Annotated in this window: 12 protein-coding genes; 3 read left to right on the plus strand and 9 right to left on the minus strand. The window is 66.8% G+C overall.

Annotated elements, in window-relative coordinates:
• Positions 1–79 precede the first annotated feature (79 nt).
• The 6 genes from treS to ASG67_RS13540 all read right to left on the minus strand — a co-directional run bounded on the left by treS (position 80) and on the right by ASG67_RS13540 (position 9,456).
• Positions 80–3,301 carry a maltose alpha-D-glucosyltransferase gene (gene treS / locus ASG67_RS13515; protein WP_056531183.1) on the minus strand — a complete coding sequence of 1,074 codons (3,222 nt, stop codon included), beginning with the start codon at positions 3,299–3,301 and terminating at the stop codon, positions 80–82.
• Complete coding sequence (locus ASG67_RS13520) at positions 3,298–5,325, minus strand: alpha-1,4-glucan--maltose-1-phosphate maltosyltransferase (RefSeq protein WP_056531186.1); 2,028 nt, start codon at positions 5,323–5,325, stop codon at positions 3,298–3,300. Before ASG67_RS13520 ends, treS begins: the two co-directional genes overlap by 4 nt.
• A gap of 17 nt (positions 5,326–5,342) precedes the next feature.
• The gene (locus ASG67_RS13525) at positions 5,343–5,738 is read right to left on the minus strand and encodes a DUF2934 domain-containing protein (protein ID WP_200940799.1); all 396 of its coding nucleotides are present in this window, start codon (positions 5,736–5,738) and stop codon (positions 5,343–5,345) included.
• A gap of 90 nt (positions 5,739–5,828) precedes the next feature.
• A complete protein-coding gene (locus tag ASG67_RS13530; RefSeq protein WP_056531193.1) occupies positions 5,829–6,197 on the minus strand; it encodes a DUF4440 domain-containing protein in 369 nt (122 codons plus the stop codon).
• A 65-nt stretch (positions 6,198–6,262) separates the two neighbouring features.
• Positions 6,263–8,773: an ABC transporter permease gene (locus tag ASG67_RS13535; RefSeq protein WP_056531196.1), complete on the minus strand. Its 2,511-nt coding sequence runs from the start codon at positions 8,771–8,773 to the stop codon at positions 6,263–6,265.
• Positions 8,770–9,456, minus strand: a complete 687-nt coding sequence (locus tag ASG67_RS13540) for an ABC transporter ATP-binding protein (protein WP_056531200.1) — start codon at positions 9,454–9,456, stop codon at positions 8,770–8,772. Before ASG67_RS13540 ends, ASG67_RS13535 begins: the two co-directional genes overlap by 4 nt.
• Before the next feature lie 51 nt (positions 9,457–9,507).
• Here ASG67_RS13540 and ASG67_RS13545 point away from each other — a divergent pair, with 51 nt between their 5' ends.
• Complete coding sequence (locus ASG67_RS13545; protein WP_235535209.1) at positions 9,508–10,191, plus strand: arylesterase; 684 nt, start codon at positions 9,508–9,510, stop codon at positions 10,189–10,191.
• Here ASG67_RS13545 and ASG67_RS13550 read toward each other — a convergent pair.
• On the minus strand, positions 10,163–12,715 hold the full coding sequence (locus ASG67_RS13550) for a TonB-dependent receptor domain-containing protein (protein ID WP_056531207.1): 2,553 nt from the start codon (positions 12,713–12,715) through the stop codon (positions 10,163–10,165). The two genes, ASG67_RS13545 and ASG67_RS13550, sit on opposite strands and share 29 nt — an antisense overlap.
• A 219-nt stretch (positions 12,716–12,934) precedes the next feature.
• Between ASG67_RS13550 and ASG67_RS13555 the strand changes: the two genes are divergently transcribed.
• The gene (locus ASG67_RS13555) at positions 12,935–13,477 is read left to right on the plus strand and encodes an RNA polymerase sigma factor (protein WP_235535210.1); all 543 of its coding nucleotides are present in this window, start codon (positions 12,935–12,937) and stop codon (positions 13,475–13,477) included.
• Between the two features lies 1 nt (position 13,478).
• Positions 13,479–14,462, plus strand: coding sequence for a FecR family protein (locus ASG67_RS13560; protein ID WP_056531210.1), 984 nt, complete (start codon positions 13,479–13,481; stop codon positions 14,460–14,462).
• Between the two features lie 37 nt (positions 14,463–14,499).
• Here the strand turns inward: ASG67_RS13560 and ASG67_RS13565 are convergent, their stop codons facing one another.
• Both ASG67_RS13565 and ASG67_RS13570 read right to left on the minus strand, forming a co-directional pair.
• Positions 14,500–15,960 (minus strand): amidohydrolase, encoded by a 1,461-nt coding sequence (locus ASG67_RS13565; RefSeq protein ID WP_056531213.1) that lies wholly within the window; start codon positions 15,958–15,960, stop codon positions 14,500–14,502.
• Positions 15,961–15,978: 18 nt separating this feature from the next.
• Positions 15,979–19,017 (minus strand): TonB-dependent receptor domain-containing protein, encoded by a 3,039-nt coding sequence (locus ASG67_RS13570; protein WP_056531217.1) that lies wholly within the window; start codon positions 19,015–19,017, stop codon positions 15,979–15,981.
• Positions 19,018–19,063: the final 46 nt, after the last annotated feature.

Raw genomic sequence — 19,063 nt, forward strand, 5'->3', positions numbered from 1 at the left:
CGCGAGAACCCGTTCCCGGCTAATGATGTTCCCGTTGCGGGCATTTATTGCCCGCAACGGGATATTTCCTAGGGCGTCGCTAGCCCACCAGCCTACGCCCGGCACGGAACAGGCCGTCCACCGGCACCTCGATCCAGTCGGGGCGGTTCGCGGCTTCATAGCCGACCTCATACGCCGCCTTGGCGACCAGCAGCAGGTCGAGCAGCGCGACGTCGGGCTGCGTGTCGCTGGCCGCCTGATACGCGTCGAGGAACGTCTCGCGCGCCTTATGACAGAAGCGGGCATAGCGATGCTCGGCGCGCAATGCCTCCGTATCCGGCCCCGGCGGGCGTGACCGGTCAGCGACGGCGGTGGCGTAATCGAACGAGCGCAGGATGCCGGCAACGTCGCGCATCGCCAGATCCTTGGCGCGTCGTTCGGCGAGCGGTTTCGCGGGCTGACCCTCGAAATCGATCAGCATCACGTCACCCGCGGTGACCAGCACCTGACCCAGATGCAGATCGCCGTGGATGCGGGTCAGCCGTTGCCCGGCCGCAGCGCCCGCGACCTGACGGATGCGGTCGGCCAGTGCATCACGGTTCTCTGCAAGCCATTCGGCCGCCTCGCCCTCCAGCCCCGCTGCCGTCACATGCCGGATGGCGGTGTCGACATCGGCAAGAACATCCGTGCCCAGATGCGACGCTCCGTCCGCCGAAAGGGTATCGGCGGCAAAGGCCGGATCGTCGGTCGGCAATGCTAGCACCGCGTGCATCTCCGCCAGCCGCCGCCCCAGCGTTTCGGCAAAACTGGCATAGTTGGAGAATGTGGCATCGTCGGCGCTTGCCAGCCGTTCCAGCACGCCCAGCGTCCAGCTCCACGCATCGCCTTGATTATGGACGAAGCGCTGCGCCAGCATCAGCAGCGTGCCGTCCGATACACGGCGCACCTCGCCCAGCACCGGTGGCACGGCTTCGAACCCCCGCGCCGTCAGGTAACGCACCATCTCGGCATCGGGGTGGATGCCCGATTCCAGCTTGCGGAGCAGCTTCAGCACCACCGACTGGCCCAGCACCATCGAGCTGTTGGACTGTTCGGCCGTCAGCCATTCCAGTTCGGCGTCGGTGCCGACGTCGAGGTCATCGGAGGTGAAGGAGAGCGCGGTGTCACCCTCCCCCGTCACCGAGTTCGCGGTCATAGCGCCGATCACGCTGCGGGCGAATTCGTTGACTGCGAAGCCATCGGTCAGCAACCCTACCTGCCGGCCGCGTCTCACGCGGGCCAGCGCCAGCGCACCGGCGAAGCGGCCCTGCGCATCACCCTCCCACGCGATGCCGAACGGCATGGCGTAGCGATAGGTCGATCGGTCGGTTTCCACCTCGATCTCGGCGAGCAGCAGGTCATCGACGCCCGGCATCGGATCGAGATGCAGGATGCGCACTGCCCGCACGCCTTCGTCCTTGGCCCCGAACCAGCGGCGCGCGGCGATGTAGGCGGGCAGTATGTCCCGCTCCAGCACCGACCGGTTCGCGCCCACCGCGATATCGCCGAAACCCGGCCGCAGCACGAAGGTGAAGCGCTCCGCCTCCAGCGCGGCGGGCGGTGTCGCCCAATTGGGTGCATCAGCCTCAGCCGACAACGCGAACCACAGGAAGCCATAGGGCGGCAACGTGAGGACATAAGGGTTGGGACCGACCGCCGGGAACGGCGTGCCGCCGGTCAATTCGATCGGCGTGCGTCCGTCGAATTCCGCCAGGTCCAGTTCCACCGCCTGCGCGGTCCGGCCGAGGTTGAACACACAGAGGATCGTGTCGCCCTCATGCTCGCGCACATAGGCCAGTATCTTGCGGTTGGCGGGGCGCAGGAAACGCTGCGTGCCGCGCCCGAAGGCCGGGTGCTCGCGCCGCACCGCCAGCATGCGCTTGACCGCGTTCAGCAGCGAATGGCCGTCGCGCTCCTGCGCCTCGACGTTGACCGCCTGAAAACCATAGAGCGGGTCCTGAATCGCAGGCAGCGTCAGGTCGGGCGGATCGGCGCGGCTGAAGCCTCCGTTGCGGTCGGGCGACCACTGCATCGGCGTGCGGACACCATCGCGATCGCCGAGATGGATGTTGTCGCCCATCCCGATCTCGTCGCCATAATAGAGGACGGGCGTGCCGGGCATGGTCAGCAGCAGCGCGTTCATCAGCTCGACCCGCCGCCGGTCGCGCTGCATCAGGGGGGCGAGCCGACGACGGATACCGAGATTGATCCGTGCGCGCCGGTCGGCGGCATAGGTATTCCACAGATAATCGCGCTCGGCGTCGGTCACCATTTCCAGCGTCAGCTCGTCATGGTTGCGCAGGAAGATCGCCCATTGGCAGTTGGCTGGAATGTCCGGCGTCTGCCGCATGATGTCGGTGATCGGAAAGCGATCCTCCTGCGCCACGGCCATGTACATCCGCGGCATCAGCGGGAAGTGGAACGCCATGTGGCATTCGTCGCCCGCCTCGCCCACCGCCGCCGTGTCGCCGAAATATTGCTGCGTATCCTCGGGCCACATATTCGCTTCGGCGAGCAGCATCCGGTCGGGATATTCGGCGTCCAGCGCGGCGCGGATTTTCTTCAGCACGTCGTGCGTTTCGGACAAATTCTCGTTCGTGGTGCCGTCGCGTTCGATCAGGTACGGGATCGCATCCAGCCGCAGGCCATCGACGCCGAGATCGAGCCAGAAGCGCATGACGTCCAGCACCTCCTCCAGCACCGCCGGGTTGTCGAAGTTCAGATCGGGCTGATGTGAATAGAAGCGGTGCCAGAAATAGGCGCCGGCTTCTTCGTCCCATGTCCAGTTCGACTTTTCGGTGTCGAGGAAGATGATGCGGGTGCCGCTGTACAGCTTGTCGTCGTTCGACCAGACGTAGAAATCGCGCTCCGGCGATCCCGGTGGCGCCTTGCGCGCGGCCTGGAACCAGGGATGCTGGTCCGACGTGTGGTTGATGACCAGTTCGGTGACGACGCGGATGCCCCGCGCATGCGCTGCCGCGATGAAGGCGGTGGCGTCCGCCATCGTGCCGTAATCCTCCGACACGTCGCGATAGGCGGCGATGTCGTACCCGTCGTCGCGGCGCGGTGAGGGATAGAACGGCAACAGCCAGATGCAGGTGACGCCTAGATCGGCGATGTAATCCAGCTTCTGGATCAGTCCCTTGAAGTCGCCGATGCCGTCGTTGTTGGAATCGAAGAAGGATTTGACGTGCACCTGATAGATGACCGCGTCCTTGTACCACAGCGGATCGTGACCCACGCCGGTATCCGCTGTCGTCGTCACGTCGTTGGTCGCGTTCATGCAAGGTTCCCCGCCGTCAGGCGCCAGATGCGATAGGGTTGGTCGGGTTCGATCCGGATCGTCTGATCCTTGCCGTACCAGTTGAAACGATAACCCTCGGCCAGATCCTCGACCGCGATGCTGGCATCGTCGTCCAGACCGAATTCCCACAGCGGCACCTGAAACGCGCATTCATGGCCTTCACGCGGGTCCATGTTCACCATGACGCAGATCATGCCGGCACCATCGGGATCGGGCTTTCCATACCAGATGATATTGTCGTCGCCGGCGACGAAGAACTTCGTGTTCAGGTGCGTCTGGAGCGCTGGATATTGCCGCCGGATGCGGTTGAGCATCGCTATATCCTGAATGATGTTGCCGGGCGCGTTCCAGTCGCGCGGCTTCACGATGTATTTTTCGGAGTCGTTATATTCTTCCTTGCCGGGCACCGGATCGGCCTCGCACAATTCGAACCCCGAATAGACGCCGAACAGGCCCGACAGGGTCGCGGCCAGCACGGCGCGGATGCGAAAGCCGGGGCGGCCGGACGTCTGCAGAAACACCGGATTGATGTCCGGCGTATTGACGAAGAAATGCGGGCGATAGAATTCCTGCGGCGCCGCCGTCGTCAGCTCGGTAATGTAATCGGTCAGCTCCTGCTTGCCGTCCCGCCAAGTGAAATAGGTGTAGGATTGCGAGAAGCCGACCTTGGCGAGCCGGTACATCATCGTCGGGCGCGTGAATGCCTCCGCCAGGAAAATGACGTCGGGATGCTCCGCGCGCACGTCGGCGATCATCCACTCCCAGAACGGCAGTGGCTTGGTGTGGGGATTATCGACGCGGAACGTCTTCACCCCGTGTTCCACCCACAACAGCACGACATCGCGCAGCGCGACCCACAGGCCGGGAACGGCATCGGGGCCATAGAAATCGACGTTAACGATATCCTGATATTTTTTTGGCGGGTTCTCCGCATATTTCATCGATCCGTCCGGCCGCCACGCGAACCAGCCGGGATGATCGATCAGCCACGGGTGATCTGGCGAACACTGGATCGCGAAATCCAGCGCGATCTCCAGCCCGTGCGCACGCGCCGCCTTGACCAACCGGCCGAACGCCTCGAACCCGCCGAGATCAGGATGTACCGCATCGTGCCCACCCTCGACCGCGCCGATCGCATAGGGACTGCCGGGATCGTCGGGGCCGGCGATCAGCGTGTTGTTCGGCCCCTTGCGATTGGTGCGGCCGATCGGGTGGATCGGTGGAAAATAGAGCGTGTCGAACCCCATGTCGCGGATCTGCGGCAGGCGAGTGACGACGTCGTCGAACGTGCCATGCCGGCTCGCATCGGGCGTGATCGAACGCGGAAAAAGTTCGTACCATGACGAAAAGCGCGCCGCGATGCGCTCGGCATCCAGCAACTGGCGGGGAGAGCGTAGCGCGAACGGCCGCTGGTCAGCCGCCGCCATCAGCGCGGCCAGTTCGTCCGACAACAGCAGCGCCGCGCCTGCCATATCGTCGCCAGATGCCTCAAGCTTGGCCGACCATGCCGCCAGATTGGTGGCCGGCACGCCCTTGGCAGCGGCTGCGACAAAGCCGCGCCCCTCCATGAAATCGACCGGCTGGGCGACACCGGCATCCAGTTTCTTGCGAAAATCGCGGCGGAAACCGCCGAACACGTCGAGCCAGCCTTCGACCAGAAACTCATGCCGGCCCAGCCGCTGCAGCGTGAAGTCGGCAGTCCAGCGATCGGTCGGCAGCGCAACCATCGGCACCCGGTGCCATACATCCTCGTCGACCGCGCGCCACAACAGATGGACAGCGAGTTGCTCATGCCCGTCCGTGTAGACGGTGGCCTCGACCGTCACCGTTTCGCCGACGATCCGGCGAACCGCGAAGTCGCCGCCAACGACGTGCGGCGTCACCTCCTCGACGACCAATCGGGGGCTAGCGCTGGCCACCGACTCGGCCGGTCCGGGCGAAGCGGCAATAATGGCCGACGCGGAAGAAGCCGCGCGAGGCGCGGCGGAAAGGGCATCGGCCATGAAATAATGCTCGCTGTTTACTTGGTTTTGGTCTTGCGCGACTTGGGCGCTGCCGGGGCGGGCGTGTCAGCGGGTTCGGCCGACGCCTTGCGCTTCGGCGGCGCTTTCGGGCGGGGCGTAGCCACCGCTGGCGAATCCGCCGGTTCCGCTTCGTCCGTCGCTCCGGCCGGTGCCTCGTGGGTCGCGGGTGAGGTAGTTTCCGCATCGGTGATGCTGCTGCCCTCGCCGATGGTCGTGCCATCCGGCGCTACCTGCGTACCACCCTGATCGACCTCGCCGGCTGCCTGATGCCAATGATCCGAATCTCGTCCATGACTGCCACCCTCCTTCTCCCATATTTCATAGGCGCGGCGGCTGATGGATTCATGACGATCGTCGGACATTGCCTTTTTCTCCTTCAGATGGTCGGACATTGTTTCCTCATCCGACACCATGGGGCAAGTCGAATGAAAACCGCCGACCGCGCGTCCGGTTGCATCGGGCACGCGGCCAACGACCATCCATCAGACCGCGGCGGTGGTGGCGAGCGGCGGCGTCTGCTGGTGCTGCACGACCAGCCAGTCTTCGTGCGCGCGGCGACGATAGGTTGAGGTGCAATGCGCTTCGTATCCGGAGCCGTCGTCCTTGGTAGCACGGGCGTGATAGGCCACGACGATCAGGCCTTCTTCCGGTCGGGCGATCCGCCGGTCGGTGATCTCGACCGACGACCAGCGCGGCGTTGCCGCCACTGCCTCGATCGCCTCGCCACCGCTCATTACGAAGGGCGGCTGCGGCAGGACCATCAGGCATTCCTCGTCGATCGAGGCACGGTAATGCTCCGCATCGCCCGTCCACAGGCTTTCCTCAAACGTCCATACCCGGTTGTCGTCCATCGTCACTCTCCCACGATCAGTCCTGGCGGATAGCGCCGGGCCGGGCCGATCGTTCCCATATGAAATCAAAGCTGTCGCAAGGCGCGCGCCGGGCGGACGCTCAAGATCGGCCAAGCACCGGCCAGCCCCACGCCGACCACCGCGGCCAGCCCGACTACCAGCGTCAGCGCGACGACCACCGGATCGGGCGCCCAGGGGAAGGCGAACAACTGCGTGACGACATACCACGCGCCCCCCAGCCCGAGCGTCAGCGCGACGATCGCGAGCACCATTCCGAGCAGCGCATATTCGATCGCCTGCCCCGCCAGCAATTGCCACCGCGTCGCGCCCAGCACGCGCAACACCACCGCGTCATAGGTCCGCGCCTCCCGCGCCGCGGCGATTGCGCCAATCAGCACCGCGATCCCGGCCGCCACCGCCACGCCGGCGGCGGCGGCGATGGCGGCGGCGACCTGGCCGACGATACCTCGCACCTGCGCCAGCACGCCGCGCACCTCGATCACCGATACCGACGGGAACGGCGCCAGCAGCGCCCGTGTCACTGCCCCCTCGCGTCTCTTGGCCATGTCGATCGTCGCCGCCAGATTATGCGGCGCGTCGGCGATGGCGTTGGGCGAGAAGACCATTACGAAGTTGAAGCCCAGCGTATCCCATTCGATCCGCCGGAACGACGCGACCCGCGCGGTCCGTTCGACGCCCAGCAGCGCGATGGTCAGCCGGTCGCCGATCTTCAGATCGAGCGCCTGCGCCAGCCGCTCGTCGACCGACACCAAAGGCTCGCCGGCATAATCCTGCGGCCACCAGCGGCCGGCGGTCAGCTTGCTGCCCTCCGGCACCATCGTCGCATAGGTCAGTCCGCGCTCGCCGCGCAGCGCCCACGCGCCCTCGGGCAATTGCTTCAGGTCGGCGACGCGGATGTCGCGATAACCGGTGATCGTGCCGCGCATCAGCGGCACGGTGCGGATCGTGGCGTCGGGCGCCGCCGACAGCACGGTAGCGCGGAACGCCGCTTCGCGGTCGCGCGGCACGTCGAGCGCGAAAAGGGCGGGCGCGCGGGCCGGTACGGTGGTGGCGACCGCGGAATCGATGCTGGTGCGGATGCCCGCCAGCAGGACAAACAGCGTCAGTCCCAGCCCCAGCGCAACAACCAGCGCCTCCGTCCGCGCACCCGGCCGGTGCAGCGCCGCCAACGCCAGCCGCAGCAACGGCCGGCGTGGCCGGGACAGTCTCGCCACGCCGCGCCGGATCGCCCAGCCCAGTCCCGCCAGCAGCAGTAGCGTCGCCGCCACCGCGGCGAGAAATCCCGCTGCCAGCAATGGCTGGTCGGACGTCCCGATCGCGAGCAGCAACGCCGCGCCGCCCGCCGCCAGCGCCGGCACCCAGCCGCGCCGGCCACCACCGCGCATCGGCGCCAGCGCCCCGCGCAACAGACCCGCCGCCGGCGTCGCGCCCGCACTCGCCAGCGGTGGCGCGGCAAAGGCGATCGCCACCAACAGGCCATAGGCGGCCGCCCGCGCCAGCGGCCACGGCTCCAGCACGAACCCCGGCGCCACCGGCAGCACGCTGCGCGCAGCCACCACCAGCAACGGCACCGCCGCCGCGCCGACGATCAGGCCCGCGCCGATCCCGACCAGCGCCGCCGCGCCGACTTCGATCGCCACGATCCGCGCCACGTCGCCACCGGTCGCGCCCAGTACCTTCAGCGTCGCGAGTGCCGGCCGCCGCTGGGCGAGGAACGACGACACACCGCCGCCCACACCGATGCCGGCGATCGCCAGCGCCGCCAGCCCGACCAGCGTCAGGAACTGCCCCATGCGATCGACGAAGCGCGATGCGCCCGGCGAGGCGCGGTCGCGCGTCTTCGCTTCCCACCCACCGGCGGGAAAGGCATTGCGGAACGTATCGATCGCCGTGGCGGGATTACGCCCCGGTGCCATCCTGATCCGGTATCGGTAATCGTACAGGCTGCCCGGCTGCAACAGCCCGGTCGCCGCCAGCGAGGCCGGCGCGACGATCGCGACGGGGCCGAGCGTGAAGCCCTCGCCGAGCCGGTCCGGCTCGTCGGCGATGACGCCGCCGATCGTCAGCCGTGCGCTGCCGATCCGCACCGCCCCGCCACGACCCACGCCGAGCCGGTCCGCCAGCGCGGGCGCGATCCATGCCTGCCCCGTCGGTGGTGGCCCGACCGACCGACCATCGGCCAGCGTCACCCGACCATAAAGCGGGTAGCGCGCATCGACCGCCTTCAACTGAATTGGCACCACGGTGGGCGCGGCTGGCGTGCCGCCGATCGCGCTCGCCTGCATCCGCACCGTCGCCGATACGGTGCCGAGACGCGCCATATCCGCCAGTTCGGCGGGCGTCGCGGTCCGTTGCGACACCGCGAACTCCACGTCGCCGCCCAGAATAGCCGCGCCGCGATCCGCCAGTTCTCGGCCGATCGCATCGGCGAGGCTCCCGATCGCCGCCAGCGCCGCGACGCCCAGGAACAGGCAAACGACCAGTAGCCGCAGGCCACGGAACCGCCAGTCCAGTTCACGCCGGGCCAGTCGCCAGGCGAGCGGCCAGCCGCTCATGCGGAACCGCTGTCGGACTGGATGCGCCCGTCCGCCAGCGTGACGATCCGGTCGCATCGTTCGGCCAGCGCCGGATCGTGCGTCACGATCACCAGCGTCGCGCCGGTCGCCGCGCGGCGATCGAACAGCAGGTCCATGATCGAATGGCCCGTCGCCGCATCGAGATTGCCGGTCGGCTCGTCCGCGAAGACCAGCGGCGGGCGCGGCCCCAAAGCGCGGGCGATGGCGACGCGCTGCTGCTCGCCGCCCGACAATTGCGTGGGATAATGGTCGAGGCGATGGCCGAGGCCGACCGCGGTCAGCTCTGCCGCCGCCCGCTCGAACGCGTCGGCCATGCCCGCCAGTTCCATGGGCACGGCGACATTCTCGTGCGCGGTCATCGTCGGCAACAGGTGAAATGCCTGCAGCACGATGCCGATCCGCCCCCGCCGCGCGCGCGCCAGCGCATCCTCGTCCAGCGCCCCCAGATCGAGGCCGGCGACCGTCACCCGGCCGCCGGTCGCGCGTTCCAGCCCGGTCAGCACCGCGAGTAGCGACGACTTGCCCGATCCCGACGCGCCGAGCAGCGCGACGCTTTCGCCCTGCCCGACGCGCAGGTCGAGCCCACGCAGAATAGTGGTGGTGCCAAGCGCCAGCGTGACTTCGCGCGCGTCGATCACCATAGAAGCATCAGGATCGGTCATGAATGGAGCATCGCATTGGCGGGACGGGTAAGGCGCTATGCGGCAGGGGCCGTGCTTCTCCAAGCCCTCGCGATCGCCGGGTGCGATCGATCGCCCGCGCCGCCCCCCGCTCCCACCGCCGCCGCGACGCCCGCATCGGTCGCCCGGCCGGCGGGGCCGGAACGGCTGGTGTTGGCGTTCGGCGACAGCCTGTACGCGGGCTATGGCCTCGACCGGGGCCAGAGCCTGCCCGATGCGATCGAGGCGAAGCTGCGCGGCGCTGGCGTCAATGCGACGATGGTCAATGCCGGCGTGTCGGGCGATACCAGCGCAGCGGGGCGGCAACGGCTGGCCTTCGCGCTCGACAATCTGAAGCGCAAACCCGATCTGGTCCTGCTGGGACTGGGTGGCAACGACGTGCTGCGCCAGATTTCACCGGCGGAAACCCGCGACAACATGATCGCGATGCTGGCCGAGCTTGACCGTCGCGGCATCCCAGTGTTGCTGACCGGGATGAAGGCACCGCCGAATCTGGGGCCGGACTATGTCGTGCAGTTCGATGCGATCTGGCCTGATCTCGCCGCGCGCTATCGCGACACGCTCTATCCCTTCATCCTCGACGGCGTGATCGGCGATCCGGCGCTGATGCAGGCGGACCGCGTCCATCCCAACGTGCGCGGCATCGCGCGCATCGCCGATCGGGTGACGCCGCTGGTGCAGGAACGGCTCAAAGCCGCACCGTCGACCGCAGGCTAATCGTCCGCGGCCGCGCGCTGTACAACTGACGCTCGCCGAAGGCGCTGGAGAACAGGCGCACCGGCGCGATCGCGTTCAGGGCGTTGTCGATGTTCAGGTCAACTTGCCACGATCCGTGTTCATACCCCGCCCGCAACGCGACCTCGGTGCGCGACGCGGTGTGGGTGAAGTACGGATTGCCGGCGTTGAAACCAGTCGGCGACGCGCCGTTACCGCTGACGTCGATGCCCGCGACCAACCGATCGCCCGGCGTCGGCGGCGGCAGCGTCGCCTCAGCCGACAGCAGATAGGCGATCCGGGGCACATTGGGCAGGCGATCGCCCTTTCGCCCCATGCCCTCGCTCGTGCCCAGCACGGTGTCCGCACCCAGCCGCGCATCGCTCAGACTGGCGGCGGCGATCAGGCGTAGCGGCCCGGCGGCGACCGTCGATCGCAGCTCCGCCCCCGTGATCCCGACATTGGTCAGGTTGGCGTTGTAGTTGAATGCCCCGTTCGCGCTGCTCGCCGCGAAAATCGTGTTGCGCCATTCGATCCGGTAAACCGCCGTCTCGACCGACCAGCCGCGCCGCGACGCCTTCATCCCGAGTTCGTAATTCCACAGGTGATCGGCATCATAGAAGCGTTCGGCATCGGTCAGGTTCGGCGTCACGTTGATGCCACCGGGCCGATATCCTTCCGATATCAAAGCATAAAATAGCGGCCCGTCCGGCACCCTGTACGCCAATTCACCCTTCAGATTGCTGCCCCTCGCCCGGCCGGCATAGGTCTGTTCGGCTAGGCCCGCGGTGCCGGTAATGATATTGGGAATCGGCACCGCGCCGGCGGCCCGGCGCTGATACCGGTAATAGCGCGCGCCCAGCGTTGCTGACAGGCGGGGCACGACCTCATACATCCCCTCCGCGAAGACCGCCTGCTGATCGATCCCGGTGGCGATCGTACGCAGACCGATGACATCCAGCGGCTGGATCAAGAGGCCGGTCGCCGCATCGGCACGGGCGGCATAGCTGGCCACCGCATCGCGCCGATGCTCCATGAACGCGCCGATCGTCCAGGTCAGCGCCGCACCGGCGGGAGAGGCCAGCCGCACCTCCGCATTGCTGCTGCGCATCCGGGTCGGCTGATAGAGGATCGACGGCAGCCGCGCATCGACATAGGCGCGGAACACCGCCATCTGATCGGCCGAGCACCGCGCCCCGACCGGCAGGCCGGCGAGCCGCAGGCACCCCGCCATGCTCTCACGCTGGCGGGTCAGAACATTGGTGTAATCGAGCTGGCGGACCAACGCCCAGCGGACGTGCGACCCGGTCGCGGTCAGCGTCATCCCCGCGATCCCGGCATGCACGGTGGCGCTGGCCAGATCGATGCGGTCCGTATTGGGCGTCCGCGTCGCCGGCACGTCGCGATAGCGGCCCAGTGCCGGGTCCCACGCACCACCATCGTCGATCCGCGTGTGCTGGTGCAGGTACAGCCCCTCCACCCGCACGTCCGGCGCCGGCGCCCATGCCACGCGCAGGCGGGCACCTTCGCGCACCAGACCGCCCGTATCGGCGATGCCCAGCCGGTCATTGTCGATGTAGCCGCCCAGCGACCGGCGATGCGCGACGATCCGCACCGCCAGCCGGTCATCGATCAACGGCAGATTGGCGACCGCCGCGATCGACCCGCCCCATCCACCGCCATTAACCGCGTCGACACGGGACTCCACGCTGGCGCTCGCCCGCGCCAGATTGACGGGTTGCGGCAGGATGCGCAGCGTCCCGCCCATCGAACTGGCGCCGTATAGCGTCCCCTGCGGCCCCTTCAGCAACTCGATCCGCTCGACATCGACCAGATCGATATCGGGGGCGAAGGCGCCTGGATCGCCGGTGGTGCCGGACGGGCCGTTGATCGGCGTCTCGCCGAAATAGACGCCGACCGTCGCCTCGCCAGTGCCGGAGACGCCGCGGATGGCCAGCCGCTGCTGCAACGGCCCGGTATTAAACGCGACCAGCCCCGGCAACTGCCGGGCGACCGATCGCAGGTCGTAACTGCCCCGCGCGTCGATCTCGGCCGCGGATACGGTGGCGATGCTCATTTCGGTATCGACCAGCGGCGTCGGTCGTTTCAGGGCGGTCACGACGATCTCGTCCTCGACCAACATCGGGAGTGGCGCAGCGGTCTTGGGCGCAGGCGCGGTGGCGACGATGATGACGACCCCACCCGGCAGGGTGCGGGCGGCCAGGCCACTGCCCGCCAGCATCCGGCGCAGCGCCCGGTCGCGGTCGACCGGCCCCCTCACGCCGCTCGTCCGGCGATCGCCGACGACGGCCGGATCGAACAGCACCTGCCGGCCAGTCGCCACCGCCAGCCGCCGCAACGCCGAATCGAGTCGGCCGGCGGGGATCGACGTGACGGTGGCCGGGGGCGGCTTACGCTGCGCCACGACCGGCGAACACAGAGCGATAGCGATCCACAGCGAACGCCGATATCCTGCAAGCGCCCACCGCCCCGATCGCTGATGCGTCATTTCGGTATCGCGGCGCATGGCAGGCTCGTCGGCTACTCCAGGTTAAGGTTGGGGCAACGGCGGATCGGACCCCCTTCGTCCCCTCCGGTGCGTCCGCCACCCTCTTCTGGCGTTCGATCCGTCATCCGATCGTCATCGGTCAATGTCCACGCTTGACGCGTCGCTGGCAACATGATCGATTGCTGCCATAAACGGGGGGATGCCGGCGGCTGCATTGGATGGGCGACGGACGTGGTCATGCTGGGACTTTATGCATCCATTGATATGGAACGGGGCGCCGGGGGGCCAGCGCGGACGGACGAGATGCGCCAGGGCTTCACCCAGCATCTGGGCGCGATCCGCCGTTTCTTCCTGAAACGCGCGCCGGTCGCCGATGTCGACGACCTGGTGCAGGACGTCGCGATGCGGATGCACACTCGCCGCGCCGACGATCCGATCGCCAATGTGGAGGGATATCTGTTCCAGACTGCCCACAGCGTGCTCGCCGATCGCGGCCGTCGCGATTCGACGCGGTGCCGATCGAGCCACGACAGTCTGGAAGAATTTCACCATCCGGTTGAGGACAGGTCGCCGGAGCGCGTCTTGGAAGGAAAGGAGCAGTGGTCGATGCTGCTCGCGGCCATGGAGGACCTGCCCGCGCGAACGCGTGAGGCTTTCGTCCTTCACCGGTTCGAGGAGATGCAGTATGCGGCCATCGCTGGACACATGGGAATATCGGTGAGCGCGGTCGAAAAACATATCATGCGGGCAATCCGCCGGCTTGCAGACGCGATCGCCTGACATGAGCGGCCCCGATCTGTCAGACGACCTGCGGCGCGACGCGGGCGGTACGGCGGCGCGCTGGTATGCGCGGCTGCGCGCCGATGACGTGACCGATACCGATCGTCTGGCCATGCGCCGCTGGCACGCGGCCGATCCTGCCAATGCGCGTGCATGGGACGCGGTATCGCAGGTCGACGGCCGGTTGAGCGCGATGCGGGACGATCCCGCCATGCGCGCGATGCGGGACCGGATGCGCCCCCACGCGTATGCCAAATCCGCACTCCCTTGGCGATCCTATGCCGCCGCGGCGGCGATCATGTTGACGGTGGGGACGTCGGCCACGTGGCTGATCGCCGGCCGCGCGCCACCGGTGCGTGAGGAGCGAATCGCCTCCGCCACCGGCCAGATGCGGCATCTGCGGCTGTCGGACGGCAGCGTCATGACACTGGACACTGCATCGACTGCAATGGTCCAGGCGCCGGGCGACGAGCGGCGGGTCACGTTGCAACAGGGCCGCGCGTTGTTCGCCGTCGCCAAGGATGCCGTCCATCCATTCATCGTGTCGGCCGGCGACAACACCGTCACCGCCGTCGGCACCGAGTTTTCGGTCGAACTGGCCCCGAACGGCATGACGGTCGCGCTGATCGAGGGATCGGTCCGCGTCGCCTCGCCCGACGCCACCCGCCTGCTGTCACCGGGTGATGTCCTGACGATTGCGAACGGGCATGGCACGGTGCGAGCCGGTGCAGCCACGATCGACACCGAATGGCGCAACGGCACGCTGACGTTCGACGCGATGCCGCTGGGCGAGGTTGCGGCCCAGTTGAACCGCTACACCAAGCGCCAGATCGTCATCGGCGACCCCGCGCTGGCCCGCCGCCCGTTCAGTGGCGTGTTGCTGACCCGTGATGGCGCCGATGCGTTGGTCGCCGCGCTCGACGCCTATGGCACCGCTCGTGTCGCGCGGACCACGCGCGACCAGATCGTGCTGATGCCGCAATAAAACCCGTGCCGCCCGGATGGCGGCACGGGTATCTTCCTTATTCCGCTGCCGGTGCCTTGCGGTAATCGAGCGGGGGCTTTCGATCGCCGAGCATTGCCTTGTACGTGAAGCCGGGGCCGCGCTTCTTCTCGAATTCCGCCTTTGCCGCGGCGATCGTCGCCGGATTGCGGAACAGATCCGCCGCCGCCAATGCCAGCGTCTTGGTCGCCAGCACCGCGCCCTTGGCACCGATGCTGCTGCCCGCCGCTGCGACGTTCTGCCAGCTGTGCCCGGCCGATCCCGGCACAAACGTGGCGGTCGACAGTCCCACCGTCGGCGTCACCCAACTGACGTCGGACACGTCGGTCGATCCGCCCAGCGCATCGTCTTCCATCACCGCTGTCTGGATTTCACCAACGCTGGACAGTGGCGGCGCACCTGGTGCCAGCGTCTTCTGAATGCCCTGTGCAAACGCCGTTTCCTCCGGCGTCCAGCTGATCGCGCCCGCCGCGTGCAGGCTGCGGTCCATTACTTTCATCAACGCCTCATTCGGCAACAGGCTGTACACGCCGCCCGTCACCTCGAAATCAACCTTCGTCTCGGTGCCCAGCGCCGCGCCCTCAGCAGCCTTCTTCACCCGGTTCATCACCGACACGACGATCTTGGGATCGACGTGTCGGACATAATAATAGACCTCGGCCTCGTCCGGTACAACGTTGGGCGCCTTGCCGCCATTGGTGATGACGTAATGGATGCGGGTGCGGTCGGGAATGTGTTCGCGCATCAGGTTGACCATCGCGTCCAGCGCCTCGACCCCGTCCAGCGCTGACCGCCCCTTGTCGGGATTGCCGGCGGCGTGGGCGGAGATGCCGTGGAAGCGGAACTTGCCGCTGATATTGGCCATTGACGGCCCCTGCGACGCGCTGTTCGTGTTGCCGGGATGCCAATGCAACACGGTATCGACGTCGCTGAACAGACCGTCGCGGACCATGTACACCTTGCCCGACCCGCCCTCTTCAGCCGGCGTGCCATAGACGCGGATCTCGCCCGCCACCTTGTTGCGGACCATCCATTCCTTGACCGCGATCGCGGCATAGGTGCTGGCGGTGCCGAACAGGTTATGGCCGCAGCCATGGCCCGCCTCGCCGCCGACCGACTGCTTGGTGGGCGACGCCGCCTGCGACAGGCCGGGCAGCGCGTCATATTCGGCCAGCACGCCGATCACCGGCCCGGCGCCGTTCTTGAAGCTGGCGACGAACGCGGTCGGCTCGCCCGCCACGCCGGGCTTCACCGCAAAGCCCGCCGCCTTCAGCTTTGATTGCAACAGGGTAGAGCTTTGCTGCTCCTGATACCCGACCTCGGCGAATTTCCAGATCTGCAATGCGGTGTCGGCGATCGGTTTCTGATCCGCCTCCACCGCCGCCAGTATCTGTTGCCGGTCGGCCGGCGCCAGTTCCTGCGCGGCGGCGGGCATGGCCGCCCCTGTCATCAACGCGGCGATCGTCAGTGTCTTTATCATGATCCGGTTCCCGTCAGGTCAAAAGCGCTTGGTGATGCCGATGAAAAAATATCGGCCCATGACATCGTAATTCTGGGCGTCGAACGTCCCCTCGATATCGCCGACTTGTGGCGGCTTTTTATTGAACAAGTTCGTTGCACCCAGCCGAAACTCGGTCGTCTCCCCCGCCTCGAACCGGGCGTTCAGGTCGAACACGTTGTACTTGTCGACGCCGCGCGTCGTGCTGGTCGGCGACACCACCCGCGCCGATGCCTTCATGCTGCTGATGTACCGCCACCGCATGCCGAGACTCGCGCCGCCCAGGGAATAGGTGAGCGACGTGATCGACTTCCAACGCGGATGCGCCGTCCCTGCCACGCTCTCAACGCCGGTGCCGATGCTGCCGGCATAGTCATAGGTGGGCGCCCCCGGCAGCGCCTGAATCTTGAATGAGTCGGTATAGCTGACCGCCGAATTGAGCGCGATCTGACCAGCATCGCCGTTGAAGCCAAGGCTATTCAGCGGAAAACGCCAGTCGAACTGCACGTCGATCCCGCGCACCTGGAACGTGCCTAGATTGAGCAGCGGCTGGAGCGGATTGACGGGCACGCCGCTTGCCGTGCTGCGGGTGATGAGCGAGCAGTAATAATTGGTCGCGCTGTACGACGGATTGTTGCCGCCCGAATTGAAGCAGAACTGGAAAGCCTGTGCGATCGACAGCGGCCCCACCGCGTCGCGGATCTTGATCTGATACGCATCGACCGACAGCGACATGTTCTTCAGCATTGCCGAATCGAACGGCGACTGGATGACGCCGCCGACCGAATAGGTATCGGCGGTTTCCTCCTCCAGCTCAGGATTGCCGCCGGTCAGCGCGAAAACCTGCGCGGTGCCGAGTTGATAGCTGTCGATGATCGTCGTCGGTATGCCCTGCGCCAGGCACAGCGAGCGCACCTGCGCGGCGGCGGTGCCCCGGCGATAGGACGAGCGGGTGTCGCACGGATCGCCATTGGTCGTCGTCGCCGATGCCGTGCCGATCGCGACCGATCCGGTGGACACGGGCGCGAACAGCTCGCCGACGCTGGGCGCCCGGATCGCGCGGTTGTATCCGCCGCGCAGTCGCAGCCCCTCGAACACCGTCCACGATGCGTCCGCCTTGTACGTATGGACACCGCCGACCGTGTTGTAGCGCGAGTAACGATAGCCGAGGTCGAGATCGAGCTGCTGGATCAGCGGAGTATCGTGGAGCAACGGCACCAGCAATTCGGCATAGGCCTCGCCTGTGTCGATCGATCCGCCGGCTGGGCGCAGCACGCTGTAGCCGAGGATGTCGCTGGTCCCGTCCGGCTGCGCCAGTGCCGCATCCGGGCTGAAGCCATAACCGTTGAACCGGTAATCGGCGCCGACCGCGAACCGCACCTCGCCAGCGGGCAGGTTGACGAAGCCGCCCTGGATATTGCCTTCGACCGTCCGCTGCTTCAGCTCGTTGGAATTGACGGTGCGGCGCGAGATGTAGTCGATGCACGCCTGTGACGGCGTCAGGTTGCCGAACGGGTTGAAGCCGCCCGCGCACAACTCGGTGCCGCCGGTCGGGCTGTTGAGCAACCGCGCGGTCGCGCTGGCGCTGGCACCGCCGGTCTGCGCGTTGACGAACTTGGCTTTGCTCACGCTGCCATACAGGTCCCAGGTCCAGTCCCTGATCCCGATCTTGCCCGACAGGCCGGTCGTGATCTGGTACACGTCGTAATCATAGGTCTGATATCGCGGCCCCAGAATATTGAGCGCCTTGTAGAAGGTGAACGCCCCGTTCGGCGTCGGTCGCGATGCCAGGATGGTACGGAACGCGGCCGGGATGAACGGGTTCGTCACCGGCACCGTCAGGCCGTATACGTTCGATGCCAGCGTCGGGTTGGTGATCCCCAGCGACGAATAGCTGGTGTAGCTGAACTGCACGAACGCCTTGATCGATTCCGTCACGTCGTAATCGATCTTGCCGAACACGTTGTATCGGCTGAGATCGGATTGCAGCGAGCTGCCGTTGAAGCCGAAATTGACCTGTTGGCTGTTGGTGCCGCTGTTGACGATATATGCCTCGTCGGTCTGCGGATCGCGGAAGTTCAGCACCGGCACGCCGACGGTCGAGAACAATGTCTGGTCGGTGTTGAACCCGATCTGCCCGGTGTAACGCCCCGCCGCATTGCCGGTCAGCGCGGGCACGCCGTACCCGCTGAACACGCCGTTGACCGACGCCAGCGTGGGCAGGTTCGCACCAAACAGCACGGTGCCCTGCGGAATGGTGGCAAGGCCCGGCGTGGTCTGACGCGCGGTGTAATAATCGCGCGCGCTCTGCAGCGCGCGTTCGCGTTTGGTGTAATCGACCGAGAGCACCGCCCGACCGCGCCCCTCGTCGAACGCGCCGCCGATCGTGCCGGTCAGACGATACGAGTTGCCGTCACCATAATCGCTGACGCCGGTCTGGCCGTTCAGCTCCAACCCCTTGAAGTTGCGGCGCAGGCGGAAATTGACGACGCCCGCCGTCGCATCCGATCCGTAGGTCGCCGACGCGCCGCCGGTGATGACCTCGATATTCTCGATCAGCGCATCGGGGATGATGTTCAGATCGACCGAGCCATCGGGGTTCGACGGCTGGATGCGCCGGCCATCGAGCAGCAGCAATGTGCGCTTCGATCCCAGACCGCGCAGCGACGCGTAGGCCTGTCCGCCGTTCAGGCCAGTCGACGTACTGCCACCGTTCGCCTGCCCGAATGCACCGCTGAACTGCGGCAACTGGGTCAGCGCGCTTTCCACGGTGACGCGGCCGGTGTTTTCCAGCGCATCCTGCGACAGCGAGACGATCGGGCTGTTCGCGGCATAATCCTGACGCGCGATGCGCGATCCGGTGATCAGGATTTCCTCGGACGGTTCGGGCGCGGTGTCCGGCGTCTGCGCGTCGATTGCGGACTCCGGTGGGTTCTCCGCAGTCGGCACGCCGATCTGCGCCGGCGCGCTGGCGGCGATCAAGGCAAAAGAGGCGCAGCTGGCAGCCAGCAACGAACGGCGAACGGTGCGTCGAACCATATGGAAGTGTCCCCGATTTGCGGCCGCTTCGTTGGCGGCTTCATCG

The sequence above is a fragment of the Sphingomonas sp. Leaf339 genome (assembly GCF_001426195.1).
GTDB lineage: Bacteria > Pseudomonadota > Alphaproteobacteria > Sphingomonadales > Sphingomonadaceae > Sphingomonas.